Genomic DNA, 25,274 nt, shown 5'->3' with positions numbered 1-25,274 from the left:
GCAAAAATAATTTAAATATAGTAGACTCCGATTTGTTTCTTTGTGAAGGGGTCTACAATGCCAAGAAAAGCACCAATACCTTGCTATTCTGAGAAAGACCGGCAGACTCTTGCCGAATGGGCCAACAGTCGGAGTATAGAGTGGCGGCTTGTTGAACGAGCTAAAATCATTAACATGTTACTTGACGGAGAGCAGGTGAATAAGGTGGCCACTGCTCTTGGGATATCCCAAAATACTGTTATTGAATGGCGTGACCGATTTATCGCAAACGGGATTAAAGGCTTGTATGATCTGCCTCGTTCCGGCAAACCCCCGAAATATGATAAGGAGTTTCGCAATCAGGTTTTGAAGACATTGGAGCTTGTGTCGCCAAAAGGACAGGCAAGTTGGGACGGTCCCTCTCTTGCAAAGCATTTGGGAGCATCAGACGATGCCGTCTGGCGTGTTCTCCGAAAGGAAGGCATTTGCCTTGCACGGCAAAGAAGCTGGTGTGTGAGTACTGACCCAGAATTTGCACCCAAAGCAGCTAATATAGTAGGCCTATACCTGTCCCCACCGGAGAATGCCATAGTGATTTCTGTCGACGAAAAGCCAAGCATTCAAGCTTTGGAGCGGGCCACAGGCTATGTATGTACAAGTAACAGAAAAATCGTGCGTGGCCTCAAAAGCGCCTATAAGCGTCATGGGATACTGAATCTGTTTGCAGCTCTCAATGTGGCAACAGGAACTATTCATGCGCAAACAACGGAATTAAAAAGACGAGTGGAATTTCTGGCATTCATGGATCAACTGCTTTTGGATTTGCCGGATAGCGATAAGAAAGAAATCCATGTCATTCTCGACAACTACTGTATTCACAAGCGAAATGAGAAATGGTTGGCAGTACACCCGAATGTTAAATTCCATTTTACTCCGACTTCTGCAAGTTGGCTCAATCAGGTGGAAATATGGTTTGGCATTCTTTCGAGAAAAGCTTTGAAGAACGCCGGCTTCAAAAGTATTGAGCAGTTGAGGTCTGCAATCGAGGCATTCATTGAAGCTTATCAGCCCAATGCCAAACCTTTCGTATGGCGTAAGAGGGAAGTCAAGGGTTCGCAATTAAGAAATACTATAAGGAATTTATGCAATTAAGCACTAGCTTTTCATCAGATAACTTAAATGGATTTTGTTAATTCTTCAAACTCAGATTTTCTTTTAGTTATTTTCGTCGTTATTTTTTGAAATGTCACGTGTTGTTATCTTCTCACCTTCACAGTTACCGTTGTCTTCAATCCACTGGTGGTCTCGAATTTGACCTTTGCGTTACCGGTCTTCTTCGTAGCCGTAATCGTAAATATGGCCTGGCCGTTAACGTTCGTATCCGTACTTTGCGGTGAGATCGATATACGCTTCTTACCAGACTTAATCTTCGACGTTACCGTTTCACCCGCAACCGGGCAACCTTCGCTGCTCGTCACCGTTACCGTCATGTTACCACTCTCTTCCTTCCTGAGTTTCAGTGTTTTGGGAAATGCCTCTATAGTTTCAGCTTCGCATACAGGCGTAGGTGTTACTGTAGGCGTTGCAGCTAACGTAGTAAAGGATTTTTCATTTCCATATGTGTAACCACCCGGTGGCTTCTCGAATACAACTACTCTATTGTAATAAGTCGTTGCTGGTGATAATCCGATTATGTTTGCATTCACCTTATCTGATATATCTTCCCTTACAGCATCTACAGAACTGGCATACGAACCGCTTACAGTACCGTATTCAAAATATATATATCCTACTACCAAAGGGACTGTTGCATTAAGGGTTGCCGAGTTTGATGTTATATTTGTTGCATCCTCTGTTATCAGCCATGGTGTTGGTGTTACTATTGGAGTAGGTGTTGTAATGGGTTGTAACTCAAAATCTAATGTTCGAGGACTACAAGGCTCTATGTCAATAAGTTGCGATAACGATTTGTAACCATCTGCTGATGCAGTAAGAGTATAAGCACCTCCACAACATAATTCAAGACGTGACTCATTGTCATCGTACCAACTATAATAACCATCCGCATCAGTGGTAGCTACATAGGAACTAGTACCACTAATCCATGCATTTTTAATACCTTTTTTCGTTATTGCATTTATCACCCTGCCAGGTATAGTACAATTAGAGGTTGGAAATGGTGTTGGTGTAACTGTTACTGTGGGTGTCGCTGATAATGTAGTAAAAGATTTTTCCCTTCCCATGGACTCGCCAAACTCATTAGACTGTTCTACAATCCTATAATAATAAGTTGTGTTAGGAGACAACCCACTTATGCCAATGCCCACCGGTATTGTGGTACCTCCGCTCACAATTTGTGTTGCAGATGTAGATGTATCACTGTAATTGTCACGAGCCGTCCCATACATAAACCATATTGTTAGTTGGACGGGATCTCCGGTATAATTACCAACTTTCCCATGCAAGGTTGCCGAGTTTGATGTTACATCCGTTGCTTCACACGTCGTCGCAACCACCGGTAATGGCGTGGCAAATGCCAAATTTATCCATAAACCGAAAATGCTGCAAATAATTATCAAACAATAGACAGGGATAAAAGAGGTGTTTTTCATAGTTTTACCACCTTTCTTACATTTTCAAAATATTACATGATTCAACCCGGTAAGCGAGGTGACAAAAAGAAATGGAAACATTTAGTTTTTTGAAAAACATCCTGATTCGAGCAAGTCGGGACATGTAGCACGACATTTATGTCGATGTCCTGCGAACTGAAGTTCACGCACACAAGCGGTAAAACCTAATTTTTTAGCTGCCCGCTCCCAAACTTCTGTTTGGGAGCGTACTGGATGAGAAACTCAGTTTCTCTGTAATTGTGTTCCCAAACAGGAGTTTGGGAACAAGCGGTGGCAGTTTATTTAAAGATAATTTTCAAACGGGAAAATGTTACAAAGAAACTAAATTATTACAGAGAGATGTTGTTTCGGTCTATGGTAATATGACACAAAAAGGTTGTTTTTACAACACTGTTAGGCTAATTCTTATTAGATGGCGTATAAGAATCATGATAATACTCAGGTAAGATTTTTTAGAGAAAACGAAGGCTGAAGCTTAATCTTTGAAAATTATTGAAGTGCGGTAACACACCGGGCACATATGGTAGGATGTTCCTTAACGGTTCCCACACTCTCTCTCAAGTTCCAGCACCTTTCACATTTTTTGTGTTGGGACACACTGCATTCTATCCAGAGATTTCCGGTTAATTCCCCCTTCACCGCTCCGGATGTGATATTCCTGTCCAGTTTTACCTCAGACACAATAAGTATCATCGGAAGGTCTTTTTCGTAGCTTTTGAGAAATTGCCAGAGGTCTTCGTTTTCTGTATAAAGATTGACAGATGCCTCCAATGAGTTGCCTATCAACTTGGCAGCACGCATCTTTTCCAGTTCCCTTGCCACATCGGTTCTCATGTTGATTAGCTTCTCCCATCTTTCGTTGAGAGAGTTGTCTGTCCAGACAGGAATTTCTTTTGGAAATGTCGTCAAATGAATACTGGAGACGTCCTCACCCTTATGGATAATTGCTGACCATACTTCTTCCGCAGTGTGAACAATAATCGGTGCGGATAATTTAACAAGGTTTAACAGGATGTAATACATCACCGTCTGTGCAGCGCGTCGCTCTCTTGAATTTTTTGGAAAGGTATAAGACCTGTCCTTCAAAATATCCAGATAAAAGGCGCTCATTTCCACCGAACAAAAATTGTAGATATTATGAAAAACACGGTGAAACTGTAACGACTCATAGGCCGACGTAACGTTCTTAATTAATTCTTGTGTCTTATGCAATGCCCAGCGGTCTATCTCCAGTAATCCTTCATAGGCTATGATATTTATCCTTGGATCAAAATCGTAAAGGTTGCTGAGCAGATATCTGAACGTGTTACGAACCCGTCTGTAAGCATCTGAACACCTGATGATTAAATTACGAGACACGCTCATATCATTTTGATAGTCCAGAGAAGAAGTCCATAACCTGAGTACGTCAGCGCCAAATTCCTTCAAGGCGTCTTCAACCGAGATGAAATTTCCACGGGATTTGGACATCTTTTTTCCCTGTTCATCAACAACAAATCCGTGTGTTAAAACAGATTGGAAAGGCGCCTTATCCCATGCACCAACCGATGGAAGTAATGAAAGCTGAAACCATCCGCGGTGTTGGTCCGTCCCTTCCAGGTAAAGGTCGGCTGGATACGATAATTCGGCACGCTTGTGTAAAACAGCATGGTGGCTCGATCCAGACTCGAACCAGACATCGAAGATATCCATTTCTTTTTCGAACCGGTCACCCCCACATTGAGAGCATTTCGTATCAGACGGTAAAAAATAAGATACATCCTTATAAAACCAGATATCGGCCCCTTCCTTCTCAAATCTGTCTCTCACATAATTGATTGTGTTTGTATTTATATGTGCCTGACGGCAATCTTTACAATGAAAGGCGGGAATTGGCACACCCCATGAGCGCTGCCGGGAGATACACCAATCAGGGCGTTCCGAAATCATCTTTGCCATACGATTCTCGCCCCAGGAAGGTATCCATTTCGTCCGCTTTATCTCATCCAATACCCTTTGACGCAGGTTGTTATAATCAAGACTGACAAACCACTGCTCCGTTGCCCTGAAAATAACCGGATCATCACATCGCCAACAATGGGGATAGGAGTGAGCAATGTCTTTTTTATCAAGCAACGCCCCTAACATCTCCAGTTTTTTAATTATCGCGTCGTTTCCTTCTTTTAAGATATTGAGCCCGGCAAATTCACCTGCCTCTTTGGTAAAATTACCCTTTTCATCAACGGGACTTAACAGGGGTAAATGATATTTAATGCCGGTAAGATAATCTTCCTGGCCATGTCCTGGCGCTGTGTGAACACAGCCCGTCCCATCAGATAAGGTTACATAGTCTGCCAATACTACAGAACCTATTCTGTCTATAAAAGGATGCCGGTATCTTATACCCTCCAATAAACGCCCTTGTACCTTGCCGAGGCATTCGTAATCCTTGATTCCTAACGCAGACATGATTAATTCAGCCCTCTTATCGGCAAGGATTGTAATTTCTTTCTTTTGCGTTTTGGGATTCAAATAACGAATGGCTATATATTCATATTCAGGGTGGATGGCGACTGCAACGTTTGCCGGAAGTGTCCAGGGGGTAGTTGTCCATATCATGATATACGAATTATTGCTGTCTGCACCTTTGAATAAATTGTCGATACCGTCGGTGAGTTTAAAGTTTACATAAATGGATGGACTGGGAGTTTCTTCTCTATAGTCAAGTTCTGCTTCGGCAAGGGTCGTTTGTCCAAGTTCATTGGGACACCAGTGGACGGGTTTTTTGCTTCGATACACATATCCCTTTTCAACCAGTTTTCCAAATACCTCAATGATACCTGCTTCATATTGAGGATCAAAGGTCAGGTACGGATGTTCCCAGTCTCCCAGTACCCCCAGCGTCTTAAATTGAGTTCTTTGGAGTTTTACAAATTTCTCTGCATATTTTTTGCATTTTTTCCGAATTTCTGGTTTGGTTAAATTTTTCCTTTCTTCACCAACATCCTGCATTACGCGGTGTTCAATCGGCAGGCCGTGACAATCCCAGCCAGGGATATAAGGCGCATCATAACCCTTCATTGTGTGAAAGCGCACAATGAAATCTTTTAATATTTTATTCAAGCCGGTACCGATGTGTAATTCGCCGGTCGGGTAAGGGGGGCCATCGTGTAGGATATATTTTTCTCTGCCTGCACGTGCCTTGCGAACTTGTTCGTAGAGTTGCTCCTTTTCCCATTTTTTCTGGATTTCGGGTTCTTTTCTCAGCAAATCTGCCTTCATGGGGAATTGAGTAGTAGGCAGGTTGAGTGTATTTTTATAATCCATAGGGGTGAATAATTTCCTTAAGATCGAAGATTCAGCAGGGATTTTAAATCTTCAGGGGCTAATCCCTCGATCATTAATTTCTTATCTCTCGAAGATTCTCCTGAAATAATATGAATAGACGATTCATTAATATGAAGTGTATCTGCCAGCAGTTCAATTACGGCCTTGTTTGCCTTCCCTTTTTCCGGGGCTGCAGTAACGGCTAATTTTAAACGTCCCCCGTACTCACCTATAATGCGGTTTTTGCTTGAACCGGGTTGGGTTCTGACGGATAGAATAACGCCTGAGTTTGTAGTAACAATATCAAGCATATTAAATGCAACTGCTCAATATCAGGTGATTATAAATACCACCTGATATTGAGCAGTTATTAATAAACTACCGAGAATTCATCGAATTCATCGGAGTATTCTTCCCAGCATACATCGATATTTTCAACAAAAGCGACAACAGGGCCTTTTCTGCACCAGGTTACCATCTTATCAACGGCATCTTTTTTACCTTCAAAGACAGCTTCAACACCACCATCTACACAATTCTTTACCCATCCTTTAACGCCAAAGACTCTAGCCATGTCCCTTGTAGAAGCACGAAAGAATACTCCTTGAACCCTGCCGTGTACATAAACATGTGCCCTTGTCATAGGCATATGCTTACTCTTCAAAGACTATTTGGACCCGTAAATGTGTTCACTATCGGCTGCGGAAGGTAAATAGTTTAAACCCACAAAAGTAAAGTTTACTATTCCAAAAGCGAAGAGTAACCAGAACGATAAAATAACAGAGGCCTTCGATTTATTAATGTTCATTTTCGGTAAAACAAGGGGGGTGTGTAGATAAACTAAGTATGCAAGCCATGTAATCAAAGACCACGTCTCTTTAGGATCCCACGACCAGTAATCGCCCCACGCCTTTTTTGCCCAAACCGCACCAGTAACCATACCCAAGGTAAGAAAAGGAAATCCAAAAGCAACTATTTTATAGCTTAACTTATCGAAATTTCTTGGTAATATTTCCTTTCCTTCCTCATTTTCCTTGTTTTCTTTACCTTTTCTGGCAAAAGGTTTAACAACCAAAAATATTATACTTGTTACGAACGAAATGCCAAAAGCAGCATATCCAAGCATATAGGTAACAACATGTACCAACATCCAGTTACTCTTCAATGCCGGCATAATAGGTCTTATGGTATCATCCTGAAGTGTTGCATAGAGCAATATTAACATCGTCAGGACGGATGCCAGGGCGCCAACGACCCTAAAGTTATAAACAAATTCGAATATAATATAGACAAAGGCCGTGCAGCAGGCATAAAAAATGAGCGATTCATATAAGTTAGAAAAGGGTGGATGACCCGCTTCTATAGAACGTTTTGCCACCATCGCCAGATTCAGACAAAATGCCAGAATGAGTAATCCAAGAGAAGTCCATCTTGTGGCTTTGGATCCCCAAATCTCTCTTACTATGTAGCTAACGGACGCTATTACATATACAATCAAAGTGATATTGATTAAACTCATTTTATTGTCCCTCCGCCTCTTTTTTTGTTTTTTCGCAGAAATGGCTTTATGTAAAATATAAATATAACTCCAAAACACAATGCACCAAAACCTGAATAGACTACCGGAATGCCAGGATCCTTAACAATTTGCAAACCGGAAAAATTTCCGGCTTCAGGATCATAACTTGATTGATAAATGACATATCCTCTATGCTTCAAAGGATCGTTCACCCTGATGATTTTTTCCGCTACGGTTTGACCGTTTTCCACGATTCGCAACTTACTCGTGAAGTGCTTGATTGACTCACCCGTGGATTCATAAACGAGCGCAAGATTATTATCGGTATACCAGGTGGCGTATTGATTATTGGAGAACAACCAATCATCGGCTTTCCCGCTAGGGCCATCAACCTCAACATAGATCGCTGGTGTTCCAACCGTATCAGATTTTTTTATAACTTCTTTTTTGAAATCGAAGGATGGGAAATAATTAGCTATGGTAATCTGATTACCCGTACCAGCAATAGTGTACTTTTTTCCCAATTCCCATGGCATGGTTTCTACAACTCGGTTATCCTTTATATATACAATTACCTGTTTTCCTTCGGGTGACTGAAAAATTCTTATGGTATTTTTTGCCGTATAGATACTGGCAATTCCGCTACAGGTCAGTTTTACATTTTTATATTTCGCAGGATGCATTTTATCCCAGTCGGGAAATTTCTCAAATACCCAACGGGTTTCGGCGCCTTCCGGGCCATTGATTTCTACTTGAACAGCTGGATTATCCGACGGCTGTTCATTTAAAGGCCTTTTATCTCCGTAATTAAGCACATATTGTAACATTCTTATCGAGTATTCAGTTCCTTCAAATTTAAAAACTTTATTTAACTCCAGAGAATAGTCCTGAGACAATCCCTGACCAGCTATCGCTACAGATAACTTTGCATGCCCGGTCTCAAGAGAACTAATGGCTTTATCTAACTCCGTCTGGGAAGGCAGCCAGATATATTCTATTCGTAAATTTTGTTTTCTATCCTCATAATAGTTACGGTCATGAGCCAACAACCACCCCTCTGCGGCAACATTTTCTGACCCCATCAGTCTTACAAAAATAGCAGGGTTCTCGGGTTTGTCTGACGTATTTATCGGTTCCTGTTGTAATTCTGCATCTGGAATATAGTCCTTGATGGTCACCCCATACTCCGACCCAGGAACTCGTTGTCTTTTCCCAAGTTTAACGTCCAACACTTTTTGACGGTCTTTGCTCTTCACATAGGACACAAGCTGAAATTTTGGTTCATTTTTTTCCAGGATGAAATCATCTAAAGCAATAGAAAATGGTAAATCTTTCTTTACGTAATCCAATTTCCCTTGCCGATTAATCATTTGTGTAAGAAAATAATCCACCGATTTCCCCTCGTAAACATTTACGCCGCCCTTTACACCAAGTTGAAATTTTACAACTCCGCCGATCAATATTAAAACAAGGCTGAGATGGGTAAGTATAAAGCCGGTCTGCAGGAAGGTATTTCTCCACCGTTTGATAGTACAGCAAATGAGGTTGGCACAAAGTAATACCAGCAGGAATGAAAACCAGTAGGAGTAAAAGACATTCGACAATTGTGTTATTCTGAAAAAAGTTGCCAGTCCGTACCCATATCTTGCAGTATATTCATCAAGGGTTTTTTCCTGCAAGATCACCGTACCAAGAATACACGCCACAACCATAATCAAAATAATTACTACTGCAAGTTTTACTGAACAAAAAAAATCCCAAACTTTGTTGGTATCCTTTTGCCCGTATCGGTTTGCCCGTTTCTGGATGATTTGTTGAGAAGCATCTTTTGTTTCCATTATTGTGCGAGGTTGATTCTGTTTTCCATTTTTCATAAAATTATCAAACTGTAAATGCCTTAAAAATACGTTTACAATAAACTATAAATAATATCAATACATCGCTATGAAAGATTGAACAGATCGTAAATACTTTCGATTCAAGCTTTAGAACCCTGGAAGTGACAGACTCTTTTCAGACTGGGGTTGTTTTGAAACTTGGTTTGCGAATTGTGGATAACGCAGGCTTGATGTATCTGGCTATTTACATTACTACAATTACTAAACCAACGTTTCTTCCAATAGCTGCAGGCTATTGGAAGAAACCATTTCCTCAAACAACTTATTTTTCTTCACTCTCTTCCGTTTCTTCGGATGTTTCTACCGGTATCTCTTCCGGCTGCTCCTTCAACACCGGTTCTTGCCCGGTCATTAATGAAGTTTCCTTCGGAGGCAACGAAGCAACTGCCGTTAATATTAAAAATTCCACTCTCCTGTTTTCTTTCTTTCCGGAAGGCGTGCTATTGGATGCGATGGGGCGATTTGGACCAAACCCGGCAACATGAATCCTTCCTTCGGAAATAGCTTCACTCTTTGTCAGAAAATGAAACACGCTTAACGCTCGCGCAGCAGATAAATGATGGTTTGAATCCCACAGGTGTTTTGTTCTTAAAATAGGGTCTGTGTCAGTATGACCATCGATTCTGATGGCAATACGTGGATTCTCTTTAAGGAAATCTGCCATTTTTTTCAAGGCCTTTTCTCCGCTGGGCTTTATTGTTGCACTGCCTGAATCATAGAGTACTTTCTCCGGGAAAAGGAGCACTGGCCCTTCAACGGTATCTCTGACAGTTACACCTTCACCAATTGATTTTGCAAGCTTTCTGAGTTTATTCATCTCTTCTTCGCTTGCTTTAAGCCTATCCGATAGAGAAGAAAGCTGTCCATTAAGCCTGGCGATCTCGTCAGATTGGTCCCTAATTGTAATTGCCTGTCTTCTGTTTAAATTTCTCAGCTCGCTCAACTCGGCGCAACCTGACATTCCCACAAAGGCTAACAAAAGGAAAAACTTCACGTATTTCCTATATTGAGACATGTTTTTTCCTCCAGTTGGTGAGGCGGAATAAAATTTTAATAACGTCACGAAACAGCCTGAAATATCAATAGTGAAATCAAACTATACCATTTGGTTTGTCCGTTTTCAAGCGTTTTTTCAATGAATTTTATTTTTTGTAATGACATTGTAATTATTTTGAATATCTGGTTATTTGTAAACCTTATCAGGGTCGAAAACCTTATTTTCTGCGATCTGAAAACTATCTGTCTTTGGGATATACTCCCGATAAAAGCATGTTCTGTAACCTGCATGACACGCAGCAACATGCTGTTCCACAACAAAAACGAGTGAATTTCCTTCACAATCGAAAAACACCCTTTTTACAAGCTGAATATGACCCGAAGTCTCCCCTTTAATCATCAGACGGTTTTGAGAACGACGAAAGACATGCACCTTGCCTGTTTCAATCGTCTTTTCAATGGCGTCTTTGTTCATATAACATAAGGTAAGCACCTTTCCACCCAGCTCATCTACTATTACCGAGGGAATAAGCCCCTTTTCATTAAACTGTAATTTTTCCAGCAGTTGCATAAGGTATCTCCTTGTTAATTGTCTGTTTTAAAGTGCTTTGTGAATGAGGACTGTAATATTTTGTATTTGTTTCGGACTTCGTCGTGAGCGCTTTGCCGAACGATTTCGACATCCGGATTCAGAATTTATGTTGTGATCTGGAAATTATTAACCGGGGGTTTCTCCGGCCTGGACGTTACAATTTTCTTGCATAAACTTCTGGCTGCATCTTCAGGATTACCGGCATACATAATGCTCGAAATGACAGCGATACCATCCGCTCCCCTTGCTAAAACAGTTTCTACATTTTTTTCATTGATTCCACCCACCGCGATGATTGGCATCGTAACATTACTTTTCAGACTTTGAATCTCTTCGGCCCCGGTGGGCTTAAGAAGTCCTGCCTTAGAAGGTGTATCAAAGACCGGCCCAAAGGTTATGTAATCTGCCCCGTAATCCCGGGCATGCAATGCTTCTTGACGACTATGGGTGGATATTCCGATAAGTTTTTCGAGACCCAGTAATTTTCTTGCGATATGAAAGGGAAGGGACTGCCATCCCAAATGCACACCGTCCGCCTCCACTGCAAGGGCAACGTCGACCCTGTCATTGATGATTAAATTAGCTCCGAAATCTAAGGTTATCTTTCTGAGTTCATGCGCTAATAAATACAGTTCCCTGGTCGTAAGGCCTTTTTCCCTTAATTGTATGGTATTAACACCGCCTTTCAGCGCCAGTTTTATTGTATCCAAAAATGGGTGTTTGCAGAGATTTCTATCCGTAATCAGTATCAGGGAAAGATTGCCGGGTGGTTGCTTACGTCTCATAAAACACGGACTTCAAATTCATCGACAGGTCTGGGAGGAGGGGCGAGGACAAGGGGGTATCGACATCATACATGCCGGTTTTTTTATAACCGGCCACGTCACGACTTAACACCTCTACGGTCTGCTTTATGGGGTCTACAATCCAGTACTCTTTTACACCATACTTATAATAGAGTTTACGTTTAATCTCACGGTCGCGGTAGCTTATCTTTGGGGAAAAAATTTCCACCACTAAATCAGGCGCACCCTGTATATTGTTATGGGTAATTATATTTCTTCGTTCTTTTGATACATAGATAATATCAGGCTGTACAATATCCTCATCGGAGAGTACCACATCAAATGGGGCATCATACACAAAACCCGTTTTATGTTTTTTGACATAACTTTGCAAAAGGTACTCAATCTCTGCCGATATGCGCTGATGGGGCTCATTTGGTGAAGGCATCATAAAGAATTCTCCTTCGACAAGCTCGTACCGTCTATCTTCGGGCATGTGAAGATAATCCCGATAAGTAAATTTAACTTTTCCATCAGTTTTTGTCATAATTTCACCGATTAAACTGGCTATGGATGTGAGTATTTGAGGTTAAGGAAGAGGCAAGAAACCGGATATCAAGCTTCCTGCATAACCTGCTTACTGATATTAATACAGGATGTAGGTAAATTCAAGGTTTATTTTTTTGCAGGAAATTTTTAATTTCTCCCGGAAACTCCCTTATATCTACCGGTTTTGGAATATATCCAACACAGCCTGCCTTCAGCGCATTTTTTCTGTCCCCTTTTATCCAGACCATCTTACCCCGGTCTCTTCCGTTCCGTCATCCGTGTCTTTTCAATCCTTTTAATATCTCTCAGCAGGAGTATGTTCGGTTGGAGGAGAAGAATCGTTCGTTTATCAAAGGGCACAAGTATACCTTAGATATAAAAATGCAAATTTTACCCACTCGTTTCCACAATGACCCGAAAGATTTAACCATGCATGGGAGGCAATACTTCCATGGTAAATTATGACTTTGGCTATTTTCCTTTACCCTAAGTCACAAATACACCCAGGATAAAAAGGAACAAATCAATTATACGTGCAATGCCGGTATTAATTTTTTATTCAGAAGATGATTATTCCGTTTGAGAAGAGGGTCTGCAATCTCATTTATAAATTCTTCCACCTGCTGCGGCGCCCTGCCAATGAGTTTAATCGGATCGGATATTTCTTTCAACTTCGATTTAATCCGAGAAAATGAAGGGTCCTGTGCGACTCGTTCCAAAAGGTCGTTTTTATCTCCCGCTTCTTTTATCCTGCGGGTGGCCTCCATTGCATGCTTGCGGATCCTTTCGTGCAGTTCCTGGCGGTCCCCGCCTGCATTTACAGCCTCCATGAGGATATTTTCCGTTACCATAAAAGGCAATTCATCCGCAAGATGGCGGTTGATAACGGCGGGGTAGACGCTGAATCCGGATGCAACGTTCAACACAATATTCAATATGCCATCAATAGCAAGAAATGCCTCAGGAACAGAAATTCTTTTGTTGGCAGAATCATCCAGCGTCCTTTCAAACCACTGTGATGCAGCAGTAAATGCCGGATTTAAACAGTTGCAAAGCACGTAACGTGCAAGGGCGGCAATCCGTTCACAACGCATAGGGTTCCTCTTATAAGCCATGGCCGATGAACCAATCTGCTCTTCCCCAAATGGCTCTTCTACCTCTTTCAGATGCTGAAGTAATCTCATATCATTCGAAAACTTATGGGAAGATTGTGCTATACCTGTTAAGCCAAAAGCTATCTGGCTGTCAATTTTCCGGCTGTACGTTTGTCCTGTTACAGGATAATAACTATCAAATCCCATTTTCTTTGTGACGAGTTCGTCCAGTCTTTTAACCTTTTCAGCATCATTATGAAAGAGCGACAGAAAGCTGGCTTGTGTACCCGTGGTGCCCTTTACCCCATGAAACCGTAAACCCCTGATCTTCGTTTCTATTTCTTCGATATCGAAAATGTAATCCTGTGTCCATAAACAAATACGTTTTCCTAACGTTGTTGGCTGGGCCGGCTGGAAATGAGTAAAACTCAAGGTTGCAAGGTCTTTGTATTTGACAGCTTGATTTGAAAGGACGCTTACAATGTTTACCAGCTTTGCAAGTACCATATGTAATCCTTCCTTCATCTGTATGAGGTCGGTATTATCCTGCACGTAAGCGCTGGTCGCTCCGAGATGGATAATTGGCCTTGCCTTCGGACACTGTTCGCCATAGGCGTGGATATGTGACATAACATCGTGTCTGAGTTTCCTCTCATACACTTTTGCAGTATCAAAGTTGATCGTGTCCTGAAAGCGTCGCATTTCATCAATCTGGTCGCTGGTAATAGTTCGTAACCCAAGTTCTTGCTGCGCCTCAGCAAGCGCAATCCAGAGTTTCCGCCAAGTGCTAAATTTATGTTGATCAGAAAAGATAAAGCACATCTCTTTACTGGCATATCGTTCAGAAAGTGGCGATTGATATTTGTTGTAATGATTGATTGAAGGCATAATTTAAAAAGAATCCTTTAGTAATTTGTCCGTATTTTAATCATAAACGTATGAAAATCAATCTAAAATAAAAAAGGCGTTGACCGTTTAAGTGCAACGCCTTTTTATAGAAATTTCTGTTCTCAGGCACAGATAACAGGCTATGAAAATTTATAACGATAAAATATTATCTGCATTTACCTGAGAAACCCGTATCCGCATGAAAATCAATGCCTATGTCCGCACGGAGCAGCCCCTGCCTCTTCTTTCTCCTCTGGTATTTCACCAATGACAGCATTGGTCGTTAAGAGCAGGGTGGCAATGCTTGCGCCATTTTGTAACGCTACTTTTACAACCTTTGCGGCATCAACGATACCAGATTTGACCATGTCGGTATATCTTTCCCCAAAAGCGTCGTAGCCATAATTGCCGGTGCCTTCCTTTACCTTTTGCAGGATAACAGCGCCTTCCAGTCCGGCATTCTCGGCGATCAGCTGGATTGGCCTTTCTACAGCCGTTCTGACAATATTTACGCCAATTTTTTCATCGCCTTTGACCGATATGGCGTCCAATACCTTCGACGCCCTTATCAGGGCAACTCCGCCTCCCGGCAAGATACCTTCTTCAACTGCCGCCCTGGTGGCCTGAACTGCGTCCTCAACGCGGTATTTCTTTTCCTTCATTTCTGCCTCTGTGGCAGCTCCGACATTAATCTGCGCAATTCCACCAGAGAGTTTTGCAAGCCGTTCCTGCAATTTTTCACGATCATAATCAGAGGTAGTTGTATCAATCTCTGCCTTGATCTGAGAAATCCTTCCTTGAATTTCATTTTTATCACCAGCCCCCTCAATGATTGTTGTTGTATCCTTGTCAATAACCACCTTCTTTGCTCTGCCGAGATCGCTGAGTTGTACGCTGGAAAGTTGTATGCCTAAATCTTCAAACAGGGCTTTGGCTCCTGTCAAAGCGGCAATATCACCCAATATCGCCTTCCTTCTGTCACCAAACCCCGGCGCCTTAACTGCAACACATTGCAGGGTTCCCCGGAGTTTGTTGACTACGAGGGTACTGAGCACTTCCCCTTCTGCATCTTCCGCAATGACAATTAACGCCCTGCCTGATTTGGCAATCTTTTCCAATAATGGAACAAGGTCTTTAATGGCAGACAATTTCTTTTCGTGTATCAGGATATAGGGGTTCTCAAATATTGCCTCCATGGTTTCGGGTGAGGTTACAAAATAGGGAGACAAATACCCCTTATCGAATTGCATTCCTTCCACGACATCAACAGAGGTTTTCAGACTTTTCCCCTCTTCCACCGTTATAACACCGTCTTTGCCGACCTTTTCCATGGCATCTGCTATTTGGTTGCCAATCTCTTCATCATTGTTACCGGCGATTGTGGCAATTTGCGCAATCTCTTTTTTGCCTGATATTTTAATGCTCATCCTGGTTAATTCTTTTATCAGGGCATCCACGGCCTTTTCTATCCCGTGCTTAATATCTACAGGATTTGCGCCTGCCGTAATATTTTTGAGGCCTTCCTCAAAAATAGCTTCCGCTAAAAGCGTTGCCGTAGAGGTGCCATCGCCTACCATATCGTTTGTTTTGGAGGCAGCCTCTTTGACCATTTTAGCTCCCATATCTTCATACGGGTCTTCCAGTTCAATTTCCTTTGCAACGGTAACACCGTCGTTGACTATAGCCGGGGAACCAAAACCCTTTTCAATGACGACATTGCGGCCTTTCGGTCCTAACGTAACCTTAACGGCTTGAGCCAGCTTCTTGATGCCCTTTTTTATAGACTCACTGGCGTCATACCCATAGATAATCTTTTTTGCAGCCATCACTACCTCCTGAAATATTAGTCAATTACAGCCAAAATATCATCTTCAGACATCAGCAGATATTCTTCGCCATCAATCTTCACTTCGGTGCCACCGTAAGAACTGAATAGTACCCGGTCACCCTTCGCAACCTGAAACTTTGCCCGCTCCCCGCTCTTTAATAATCTCCCGTCTCCAAGGGCAACAATCTTACCTTCCCTCGGTTTTTCTTTTGCCGTATCGGGTAATAAAATACCGCCCGCAGTCTTTCCTTCCGCTTCAACCCTCTTTATTAATATCTTCTCACCTAATGGCCTTACATTCATATCTCAAATCACTCCTTTCTTTAAACGTCCTAAATACGCTGACATGAATCCGTCATTGAGAGGACATCCGCTTTGCTCAGTATAAACTCCGCGAAGCAATCTCAAGACTGTGATTGCTTCGCCGTTCCTCTTGGCAATGACAACTTTTCTTTTAGCCTTTACCCTCGAATAAATGCGGACCTGATGAATTATTTCCAATAGTATTTCGCAATAACCTGCTCTACGGAATCCCGTAATATATTGATGTTAATCGGTTTTGGTATCAGGGTATACACATCCTCGCTTATAAGATCAATTTGAAGCTCCTTTGTTATTTCGCCCGACATAAAAATGCAAGGAATGGCAAGACTAATCTCCTTTTTTATAATCTTAAATGTTTCAAGTCCGCTATAATCAGGAAGGTGTACATCCAAAATGAGAAGATGTACCTCTTCCGTCTTGGCTATCTTAACCGCCTCTCGTCCACAACTGGCAAGATATGTTGTGTAACCCTTCGGTTTAAATACGTCTTTTATACTATCACGGCATGATTCATCGTCATCCGTTATAAGAACTGAATAATGCCCCGCGCGTGGATCTAACAATGCCATCATAATTGAATCCTCACTCAATTTTGAGAAAACATAAACTCTGACAGAGCAAATAATATACCAACAAAATCTTCTCACATTTTCAAAAGATGTACATCCTGTTTTCACTCGGGTAATCAGATGATTGCGTTCAATACAAAAAATCTCTATTAATTTATAGAGTAATTAGTTATGACTCACTTAATTTTTGACTTAATTTTAATTGTACAAATTTTTTTTTCCTTGGCAACACGATTTTATCGTTGTCATTATGACACTTTTGAGGTAAATAAATTCTTATTGCTGCCACTCTGACAGATACGCCGGCCATAAGGCATAATTACATCCCGACTACGTCCTTGATTAATACATCGTTTGTTCCTATAATCTCCAATTTGATAATCTATACCGGGCGCGGGCAAACGGAGTTTGTCCGTGCTGGGCTTGAAGCATTAACTTTCTGCAACGCCCTTATACATCTCCTTTCGAGAGGATACTAGAAAAGTCCCGTCCCGGCAGGGGACTACCCCGTGAGCCCAGTCGAACGATTCAGGGGGGTGGGATTTATCTTATTATAAAAAAGCCGCCAAAAGTGTTAAATGTAATCGTCCCCTAAAAGTTACGATAAGCGCATTATGAGTGAAACACACAAAGTCAAAATGGGGTTTTCGTATCTGCTGAAAAAGATTACTTCGATATTCGATTTAATCAAATTCAGTCATACCATATTTTCCTTTCCCTTTGCCGTGATGAGCGCATTTCTAGCGGCAGGCGGCATGCCAGGACTGAAACAATTACTGCTCATCCTTGCGGCGCTGATAGCAGCAAGGAGCGCCGCCATGTCGTTCAACCGGCTGGTTGACACCTCATACGACATTCACAATCCACGTACCGCATATCGTGTCGAACTGCAGAAGAAAATCGGAAGAAAGTACGTATGGATATTCACCTTCTTGTGCGTCATTCTTTTCATTATTTGTGCATGGTTACTCAATCGGCTGGCCTTTTATATGTCTCCGCTGGCCATCCTTGTCGTCTTCGGGTATTCGTACACAAAGCGGTTTACCCATTTGTCTCATTTTGTGCTGGGCATTGCATTAGGGCTGTCACCCCTTGGCGCATGGGTAGGGATTCAGGGAACGCTGGCGGCTCCCCCTTTCCTGCTGAGTCTTGCCGTTGTATTGTGGACGGCGGGATTCGATATTATTTATGCCTGTCAGGACGTGGAACATGACATAAAATCGGGATTATATTCCCTTCCGAAGAAATTAGGCATTAAGGGGGCGCTAATACTTTCTGCCGTATTACATCTTTTCATGGTAGGGGTGCTGCTGGCAGTATCCCGATACACAGATTTAGGTATTCTGTATACGATCGGGGTATGTATCGTTGCCGCTTTGCTTATTTATGAACATTCCCTCGTCAGGCCAAAAGATCTATCAAAAATCAATACAGCCTTTTTTACCGTGAATGGAATTATCAGTGTCGGCCTGATGGGCATAACCTTACTAGATATCTTTGTGAGATAAGTTTGGATTTAGGGAAGGGGGGGTAAAAATGGTACGAGGAAGTTAAAAACAATAGTCTGGTACGTCGGAAATGGCATATCATATCAATGTGTCATGGCACACTTGTGTGACGTCACACTTCTGTGTCACAACACACTTTTTTCATTTTCTTTGGATAAATCGATTGCTATTTATACCTGTCATGTTATAGTTATAAGTTATTAATAAACATTGTTTTATGGAATAATTAATTTAAAGTCCACTTCTGTGTTTATATTCTGGCGTTTGTTTTGCTCCTACTAAATTGTTACGACAAAGGTAAACCCTGAGTGATCAGGGGGGCGCAAAGTAAAGGGTCTTTAAACTATTTTCCTGCAAACGCAGGAAAATAGAAAGATAGCCTTACTGCCGAAGACGTTTTTTTCCAAAGATCGTCTTTTGCAGTAAGGCTTTTTTTTGAGTACGGGAGGTGAATACGGAAATCAATTTTCGTATCAGGTAAGATTTATGATAATGTAGACAAGAAAGAAGTCATTTTTGTGGATAACAAAAAGAGGAGAAAATGATGAATCGTTTATGGATGGAAGTCGCAGTATGCAGGTGGTGGAAAATAGGACTTTTAAGTGTTTTATGTTTAGCCGGATGGTCCGGATGGGTAAAGGCAGACTCATTGGGATTGAGCTTTGAGGCGAGGGTGACATGCCAGAGGTCAATAGAAGAGGTCTACTGGAAACATACGATATGGCCTGAGGAAAATACCTCCCCGAAACCACCACTGAGCGAGGTTATATTTGAAGATGAACTGAGAAAGAAGGTGGAGGAGACGCTGAGGATGTCAAAGGCTCTGGAGGTTATCTGGAAGCAGCCGGTCGATGGGTATCAGCTCCAGGCGGAAATGGAGCGAATGGCAGAGACAACCCGGAACCCTGAGATATTACGTGAACTATGGTCGGCGCTAGGTAATGATCTACAGTTGATAGCAGAGTGTCTGGCAAGACCCTTGTTAATGGAAAGGCTTAATACACGAATAGAGGACATGAAGGGGATGGGAGGGGAATGCCGTGAGGTGGAATGGAGGAAAGGGACAAATCTAGGAGAAGAGGCAACGGAGAACAGGAGTGGAGACGTCCTGGAACTGTCAGAGGATGAGTGGCAGGAGGCGATTGGAAAGTTGGCTGAGGCTTTTTGGAGGGGAGGAACAGGATATACCGTTGCGTCGTGTAAGCGCATTACAGGAGTATGGGGAGAGGTTTTATGTGATGGAGGTATTGAGGAAAGGGTCAGATCGAGTAAAGGTAGCCGTTGTTGAGTGGAAAAAGAAAGGGTTTGATGAGTGGTGGGTACGGATGGGTGAGCGGTTTGCCCCTGAGGTGGAAGGTGAGGCATTTACCTGTCGTTTCCTGAAATTGCAGCAGGAGCCCCCCCTACCCTATGCGCTCAACACCTGGTCTGCAATGCCTACGGGGGCAGCCCCCACTGCCCGATACTGGCACACTGCGGTGTGGACGGGCACGCAGATGATTGTGTGTGGGGGTACTAGGACTGATGGCTCTAATAATAATCTCAGCACCGGTGGACACTATACTCCATGAGAACTGATGCAGTGTCCAATTACAAAGGCCAAAACATGCAGAGAGGTTTGGTTAAAGTTCAACCCCCTCCCCTGATACATCAATACCAGGGGAGGGGAAAGCTTATGGAAAGGTTTATATAGCCGGAAATTCCAAAAAATGAAGGACCAATTTAACTGTATGTATTTATTCTCCTTTTTGCAGTCTGAATTCTAACTCCTCGTCTGTTTTATCTTCTGCTCAATAACCACATGATCAGGGAAAAGATGATACTGATGATGATGCAGGTGGTGATGGGAAAGTAGAAACTAAAGTTTTTCTTTTGGATGGCAATGTCGCCAGGAAGTCTGCCTATAAAGGGGATCTTACCCCCGATTACAAACAGCCCACCTACGATAATCATAATAATGCCCAGGCCTATGAAAATCTTGCCGAATGTGCTCAATTCACCCATAACGCGTACCTCCAGTTTCTTAACTTTCTCAATAGGATATTAAATTCGGTCTTCAGCGACTGATAAATACGAAATTTCATGAGAGGTGTCAACCCCCTTCATCCCCGCCAGCGGGGGACAATTGGTTGTCCCCCTCCGTGAGGGAAAACCTCCCCTTTATCCCCTTCTAGAGAGGGACAGGGGGAGGAAATATTTGTTTGAAATTCCTTATATCAAGTCAAGCACGGACAAACTGAGTTTATCGTTCGACTGAACGCTCACGATGAGGTCCATGCCACCCAAAAATCGGCTTAATTATCTCCACCAATAATTTAAACAAACATATTCCTTGCATGCAAATCTAATCCGCAGTAGAATCCGTTTTACAGTATCTAAATTCTGCAAATGATTTTCGCTATGCGAAAATCATTTGCAGAATTTAGGTGTAACTATTGTTCCATTTTGCTATATACATTCAGAAACAAATTATAGGATAAGTTGAGTCTTAGGAAAGACGATTGAATGCATATCCCTGACGGATTTCTGGACACGAAGACGTGGATTGGGATGGGCGGTATTTCTTGTTTATTTATTGGTATCGCTGTCCGGAAGGCAAATCAGAGAATTTCGGAGAAACACATCCCCTTATTGGGTGTCATGGCGGCCTTTGTCTTTGCAGCTCAAATGTTCAACTTTCCCGTAGGCGGCGGGACGAGCGGTCATTTCATGGGCGCTACCCTGACCGCCATTCTGCTTGGTCCATGGGCATCTGTACTTATCATGACTACGGTGCTTACCACCCAGTGTCTCGTCTTTCAGGACGGGGGGCTCACTGCTTTGGGGGCGAATATATTCAATATGGGCATTGTGGGGGGATTTTTCGGATACTACATCCATGGCATTGTTCAGTTTTTTGTTCAGGGCAAAAAAGGTATTTTTATCGGCGGTTTTACGGCGGCATGGTGCTCTCTTGTCCTGTCGGCAGTCTGCTGTGCCATTGAAGTAAGCATTTCCGGCACGATGCCTCTGAAGATCGTTGCGCCGGCCATGGCAGGTATTCATGCCATGATTGGTATTGGAGAAGGACTTATTACCGTTGCTGCGTTAAACCTGCTTTCGAAGGTAAGACCGGATCTATTGCAATTGCCAAAATTATAGCATATAAAGGAGAACTGCAAGTTTTTATGAATCTATCCAAAAAAAATATCGTGTTGTTTCTCATCTTTGGTTTATCCTTCATCGTCGGACTGATATTCCTTATTATTCCGTTTGTTTCGGAGATGCCCGATGGGCTTGAAAAAGTGTCGGAAGAGACCATGGGATTTTTAAAAAAAGATGATTTCAAGCCCATACTGAAGGCTCCTATGCCTGATTACACAATGCCAGCCGCAAAACAGAGATTCAACAGACAGTATGCCGGCATTATCGGGGTATTTATTGTATTCGGAGTAACGGTTTTTGTTGGATACATACTGAAAAAACGGCGCAAAAATCTGTAGGTCTTCAGCAGGTAAGCATGACAAACTTTAGATAGGGCTCCGGGAGATGTATTCCATCGATGGGAAAGTCTAAACCTTGCGATGAAACACCGACAAGCTTGTACGACTTTGAGGTAAAGTTCTTTACCTTCTGGAATAACTGGAAAAATTTTGAGAAGTTCATTTTGGCTATGTTTGTGGAAAAGACCAGGATTCCATCCTCACGAAGAAGACCGAGTCCCTGTCCAATTAATTTCGGAAAATCTTTTTCTACAGCAAATATCGTTGTTTTGCCAGTGGAAAAACTCGGGGGATCGATAATAATCATATCAAATGTCCGCCCCTTTTTTTGAAATCTTCTGATCCAATCCCAGACATCCCCCATAATAAACTCATGGTTGTTAACGTCGATTTGATTCAGAATGAAATTCTTTTTGCTCCATTCTATTGCTTTCCTGGACAAGTCTACATTGACTGTCCTTGCAGCGCCTCCAAGACTTGCGTAGACCGAAAAGGAGGAGGTATAGCAAAAGCAATTTAATACCTCCTTGCCTTTAGCCAGGGATTGTACCTTTCTTCTATTATCCCGCTGATCTAAAAACAGCCCGGTTCCACCACCCTCATGAAATGATATATCAAATTTTATCCCGTTTTCCAGCGCCAAAAAATCCTTAGGAATTTCCGTACCGTAAACAGAATATGTTTTAATATCTTCGCCCTTTAATCGTATCTTTGCTGTAATATTTTCCGGTGTTGTTGTTTCTTTGAGGGCATGATAAATACCATTTTTTGCGCGCTCTTCGTATGGTTGAAAATATTGCACCAGGATATTTTTACCATAGATATCTATAGTTACCTCAGGCAGGGTATCTCCATAAGAATTTACCAACCTATATGCATTTGTCGTGGTGTGATTTATATATTTTCTTCTTAATGACCATGCTTTATGAATAATTGAGTTATAGGGCAGCATTTTTATTTGGAACAAAATAATTTATTATCCTGTTTATTAGTTCGTAAATTTTTGATTGATTGTTGTAACTCTTCAGGAGGTTGAATGCATGAGAACAAAAACATTTTTTGTATGTCCCGGTTGCGGTAACAATAAGGAATTTAAACTTTTTACAAGTAACTTTCAGGTTATTAAACAATCCCCTGAGCAGGGCATCAGGACCGAGGAAAGCAATATTCTCCCCAGCCTGAGACAAAACGATAACTACATTGAATGTCAGCATTGTTTTCAAAGGTTTGATTATGACAATGCCGCAACTATCGGCAGAAAATATATTCAAACAACACAAAGACTCCGAAATGGCGTTACATCCGACACGGTGTCTCATCCCTAGAGATGAGACACCCTCCTTTCTCATCCCAAAGGGTGATTTAATTAGGCTTTCGGCAACTGAAAATATCTATTTTCGCAATAGCAGTCCACCCCATTCACCCCGCCAGCGGGGAGACAGTTGTTTGTCCCCTTCAGCACGGGGATTAAGGGGGAGGATTTTTGTTTGAAATTCCTATACATTCAAATCAGACCCTTGGTTCCGCTCGGAATTACATCACATTGTGTACTCTTTATATCGGATCTATATGCACAAATGCCTTATGGATGCTTTCGACAGACTCTACTGCCCGTTGGACATTTTTCCCAATGTCGTGTGCTTGTGTCATTGTTAAGGACTGGTCTAAAGTTATATGAATTTCAACATGAATGTAATTGCCCACATAATGCGCACGGACGTCATGAATTCCCATGACACCGGCAACAGCGCCTGCCTTCTTTTTAATTTCTTCCATGATACTGGATTCTGGTTGTCTGCCCATAAGGTAATCGATGTTTTGCACACCGATCTTGTACCCTGAATAGATAATCCAGAAACTGATGAGGATTGCCGCAATATCATCCATTTGCGGGTATCCATAAAGTCCAAAGATAACCCCCACAAGGGCGGTCGTGGATATATATACATCGTTTCTGCTGTCGATAGAGCTTGCCAGCAATGCGGGGCTATTAATTGAACGACTTACCTTTTTAAAGTAGGTGGACATGATCAGCTTCATGCCTATGGATATCATGAGCGTTACAATCGCAGGAATACCGGTTTTATGCACATGTGTCTCCATCAGCTTGAGCACAGAGGTGTGCAGGATTTCAAATCCTAAGATACCCGCAAAGATGGCCACAATCAAACCTGCTATCGGCTCTGCCCGATGGTGACCGAAAGGATGTCCCTCATCTGCCTGTTTGGAAGAAGTTTTTACGGCAAAGAATATGATTACTGAGGCAATAATATCGGTAAGGGAGTTAACGGCATCTGAAATAATGGCAAGGCTGTTCGACATTATGCCGGCAGTAGTCTTGATAACAAACAAAAAGATATTGCAAATGATCAGGACAATCGTTGCCTGGCGACCTCTGTTTTTCATGATACCCGTCGTCACTTTTAACCCATTCTATGTAAGTCTTACAAAGCGATTTTGTAATATTTACAAGATTCCGAAAGGAAATACAACCAAATACTTTTCCAGGAAAAATATTTTCTTCTTCCAAGCTTCTCCTGGCTTGACTTTTTCCTGTTATTAATAAGAAGATGATAAATTCGGCATTTATGTTGCTATTAACGATACGGGGGGTGGATAATTTCGTTATCACTATTTGCAGTCAATTTAACGAGTTGACTCGTAGAGATTTTGACAACCGTATTTAAACGGTTGCAGATTATGAATGTCAGTCCATGAACTTCGAACATTCGGGAATGAAAAAATGAGCAATAAAAAAACTGAAGCCGTGAGTATCGAGGCGGAAAATACGAGCATAGTGAAAGAACTCATAGAAACCAATATTACCAGAAAGTTGATTCCCAAAGGGTTGAGCTGGTTTGGATGCATGGGGGGGTTGTCACTGTTCGCGTTTATAGTACAGGCAGTTACGGGAATATTTCTTGTGTTTCATTTTATTCCCAGTGAAAGAGACGCATTGGCCAGTATGCAAAATATAATGCATAGTGTTCCTTATGGATGGCTTATCCAGCGCATACATGCAGTTGGACCTAATATTATGCTTGGAATGGTGTTCAGTCACATGCTCCGTATTCTCTTTAAAGGGATTTACCGGCACCCGCGAGAGTTGCACTGGGTATCAGGCGCATGCCTACTTATATTGACCGTATTCATTTATTTCACAGGGACTTTGCTGTCGGTGGGGAACATAAACAAGCACTCAACCATGCTAACATACCTATATGCCACGCATGTAGCAGGTATACCGCTGATTATGGGTTTATTTATGGGCATGCATTTCTTTATGGTGAGAACAACAGGGATTTGTGAACAACTATAATAGCA

General features: G+C 42.1%; 25 protein-coding genes and 1 riboswitch. Of the genes, 8 read left to right on the top strand and 17 right to left on the bottom strand.

The genetic code is table 11. The annotated features are described in order from the left end of the window. Positions 1-57 precede the first annotated feature (57 nt). Positions 58-1,131, top strand: a complete 1,074-nt coding sequence (locus BROSI_RS01190) for an IS630 family transposase (protein WP_052561596.1) — start codon at positions 58-60, stop codon at positions 1,129-1,131. Positions 1,132-1,235: 104 nt separating this feature from the next. Here the strand turns inward: BROSI_RS01190 and BROSI_RS01185 are convergent, their stop codons facing one another. The 14 genes from BROSI_RS01185 to BROSI_RS01120 form a co-directional block, all read right to left on the bottom strand. Then, entirely contained in the window at positions 1,236-2,591 is a 1,356-nt protein-coding gene (locus tag BROSI_RS01185) for a carboxypeptidase regulatory-like domain-containing protein (RefSeq protein ID WP_052561595.1), read from the bottom strand. A gap of 510 nt (positions 2,592-3,101) precedes the next feature. Next, positions 3,102-5,918, bottom strand: coding sequence for an isoleucine--tRNA ligase (ileS, locus tag BROSI_RS01180; RefSeq protein ID WP_052561592.1), 2,817 nt, complete (start codon positions 5,916-5,918; stop codon positions 3,102-3,104). A 17-nt stretch (positions 5,919-5,935) separates the two neighbouring features. After that, positions 5,936-6,229 carry a DUF167 domain-containing protein gene (locus tag BROSI_RS01175; protein WP_052561589.1) on the bottom strand — a complete coding sequence of 98 codons (294 nt, stop codon included), beginning with the start codon at positions 6,227-6,229 and terminating at the stop codon, positions 5,936-5,938. Positions 6,230-6,288: 59 nt separating this feature from the next. Continuing rightward, a complete protein-coding gene (locus BROSI_RS01170) occupies positions 6,289-6,561 on the bottom strand; it encodes an acylphosphatase (protein ID WP_082059326.1) in 273 nt (90 codons plus the stop codon). Between the two features lie 24 nt (positions 6,562-6,585). Further along, complete coding sequence (gene ccsB / locus BROSI_RS01165; protein WP_052561586.1) at positions 6,586-7,437, bottom strand: c-type cytochrome biogenesis protein CcsB; 852 nt, start codon at positions 7,435-7,437, stop codon at positions 6,586-6,588. Further along, entirely contained in the window at positions 7,434-9,311 is a 1,878-nt protein-coding gene (locus tag BROSI_RS01160; protein WP_052561584.1) for a cytochrome c biogenesis ResB family protein, read from the bottom strand. The genes ccsB and BROSI_RS01160 overlap by 4 nt, the downstream gene beginning before the upstream one ends. 286 nt (positions 9,312-9,597) lie before the next feature. Beyond that, on the bottom strand, positions 9,598-10,350 hold the full coding sequence (locus tag BROSI_RS01155; protein WP_052561582.1) for an OmpA/MotB family protein: 753 nt from the start codon (positions 10,348-10,350) through the stop codon (positions 9,598-9,600). A 168-nt stretch (positions 10,351-10,518) separates the two neighbouring features. Beyond that, positions 10,519-10,902 (bottom strand): phosphoribosyl-AMP cyclohydrolase, encoded by a 384-nt coding sequence (locus BROSI_RS01150; protein ID WP_052561580.1) that lies wholly within the window; start codon positions 10,900-10,902, stop codon positions 10,519-10,521. A gap of 125 nt (positions 10,903-11,027) precedes the next feature. Then, the gene (gene thiE, locus BROSI_RS01145) at positions 11,028-11,708 is read right to left on the bottom strand and encodes a thiamine phosphate synthase (RefSeq protein WP_082058949.1); all 681 of its coding nucleotides are present in this window, start codon (positions 11,706-11,708) and stop codon (positions 11,028-11,030) included. Continuing rightward, a complete protein-coding gene (locus BROSI_RS01140) occupies positions 11,698-12,255 on the bottom strand; it encodes a Uma2 family endonuclease (protein WP_052561578.1) in 558 nt (185 codons plus the stop codon). The genes thiE and BROSI_RS01140 overlap by 11 nt, the downstream gene beginning before the upstream one ends. 529 nt (positions 12,256-12,784) lie before the next feature. Then, positions 12,785-14,239, bottom strand: coding sequence for an adenylosuccinate lyase (gene purB / locus BROSI_RS01135; protein WP_052561576.1), 1,455 nt, complete (start codon positions 14,237-14,239; stop codon positions 12,785-12,787). A gap of 206 nt (positions 14,240-14,445) precedes the next feature. Next, positions 14,446-16,065, bottom strand: a complete 1,620-nt coding sequence (gene groL, locus BROSI_RS01130) for a chaperonin GroEL (RefSeq protein ID WP_052561574.1) — start codon at positions 16,063-16,065, stop codon at positions 14,446-14,448. 17 nt (positions 16,066-16,082) lie between these two features. Further along, the gene (groES, locus tag BROSI_RS01125) at positions 16,083-16,370 is read right to left on the bottom strand and encodes a co-chaperone GroES (protein ID WP_052561572.1); all 288 of its coding nucleotides are present in this window, start codon (positions 16,368-16,370) and stop codon (positions 16,083-16,085) included. Positions 16,371-16,558: 188 nt separating this feature from the next. Next, on the bottom strand, positions 16,559-16,963 hold the full coding sequence (locus BROSI_RS01120; protein ID WP_052561569.1) for a response regulator: 405 nt from the start codon (positions 16,961-16,963) through the stop codon (positions 16,559-16,561). Positions 16,964-17,574: 611 nt separating this feature from the next. Between BROSI_RS01120 and BROSI_RS01115 the strand changes: the two genes are divergently transcribed. The 3 genes from BROSI_RS01115 (at position 17,575) to BROSI_RS01105 (ending at position 20,039) form a co-directional block, all read left to right on the top strand. Further along, complete coding sequence (locus BROSI_RS01115; protein WP_230400613.1) at positions 17,575-18,468, top strand: UbiA-like polyprenyltransferase; 894 nt, start codon at positions 17,575-17,577, stop codon at positions 18,466-18,468. Positions 18,469-18,754: 286 nt separating this feature from the next. Further along, positions 18,755-18,860: riboswitch (cyclic di-GMP riboswitch) on the top strand. A 149-nt stretch (positions 18,861-19,009) separates the two neighbouring features. Then, the gene (locus BROSI_RS01110) at positions 19,010-19,756 is read left to right on the top strand and encodes a hypothetical protein (protein WP_157842303.1); all 747 of its coding nucleotides are present in this window, start codon (positions 19,010-19,012) and stop codon (positions 19,754-19,756) included. Further along, a complete protein-coding gene (locus BROSI_RS01105; protein ID WP_157842302.1) occupies positions 19,704-20,039 on the top strand; it encodes a hypothetical protein in 336 nt (111 codons plus the stop codon). Before BROSI_RS01110 ends, BROSI_RS01105 begins: the two co-directional genes overlap by 53 nt. Positions 20,040-20,247: 208 nt before the next feature. Here the strand turns inward: BROSI_RS01105 and BROSI_RS01100 are convergent, their stop codons facing one another. Further along, entirely contained in the window at positions 20,248-20,472 is a 225-nt protein-coding gene (locus BROSI_RS01100; RefSeq protein ID WP_052561561.1) for a DUF2905 domain-containing protein, read from the bottom strand. 501 nt (positions 20,473-20,973) lie between these two features. On the opposite strand from BROSI_RS01100, the gene BROSI_RS01095 reads away from it, so the two are divergent. Next, positions 20,974-21,609 carry an energy-coupling factor ABC transporter permease gene (locus BROSI_RS01095; protein ID WP_052561559.1) on the top strand — a complete coding sequence of 212 codons (636 nt, stop codon included), beginning with the start codon at positions 20,974-20,976 and terminating at the stop codon, positions 21,607-21,609. A gap of 26 nt (positions 21,610-21,635) precedes the next feature. Beyond that, entirely contained in the window at positions 21,636-21,950 is a 315-nt protein-coding gene (locus BROSI_RS01090) for a PDGLE domain-containing protein (protein WP_052561556.1), read from the top strand. 4 nt (positions 21,951-21,954) lie between these two features. On the opposite strand, the gene BROSI_RS01085 is transcribed toward BROSI_RS01090, so the two are convergent. Then, a complete protein-coding gene (locus BROSI_RS01085) occupies positions 21,955-22,917 on the bottom strand; it encodes a class I SAM-dependent rRNA methyltransferase (RefSeq protein WP_157842301.1) in 963 nt (320 codons plus the stop codon). Positions 22,918-22,990: 73 nt separating this feature from the next. Between BROSI_RS01085 and BROSI_RS01080 the strand changes: the two genes are divergently transcribed. Then, complete coding sequence (locus BROSI_RS01080; protein WP_052561551.1) at positions 22,991-23,275, top strand: hypothetical protein; 285 nt, start codon at positions 22,991-22,993, stop codon at positions 23,273-23,275. Positions 23,276-23,504: 229 nt separating this feature from the next. Here the strand turns inward: BROSI_RS01080 and BROSI_RS01075 are convergent, their stop codons facing one another. Beyond that, positions 23,505-24,356, bottom strand: coding sequence for a cation diffusion facilitator family transporter (locus BROSI_RS01075; protein WP_052561549.1), 852 nt, complete (start codon positions 24,354-24,356; stop codon positions 23,505-23,507). Between the two features lie 337 nt (positions 24,357-24,693). On the opposite strand from BROSI_RS01075, the gene BROSI_RS01070 reads away from it, so the two are divergent. Further along, a complete protein-coding gene (locus BROSI_RS01070) occupies positions 24,694-25,269 on the top strand; it encodes a cytochrome b N-terminal domain-containing protein (protein ID WP_052561547.1) in 576 nt (191 codons plus the stop codon). Positions 25,270-25,274: the final 5 nt, after the last annotated feature.

The sequence above is a fragment of the Candidatus Brocadia sinica JPN1 genome (assembly GCF_000949635.1).
Classification (GTDB): domain Bacteria; phylum Planctomycetota; class Brocadiia; order Brocadiales; family Brocadiaceae; genus Brocadia; species Brocadia sinica.
This window is presented reverse-complemented; position numbering and strand designations above follow the sequence as displayed.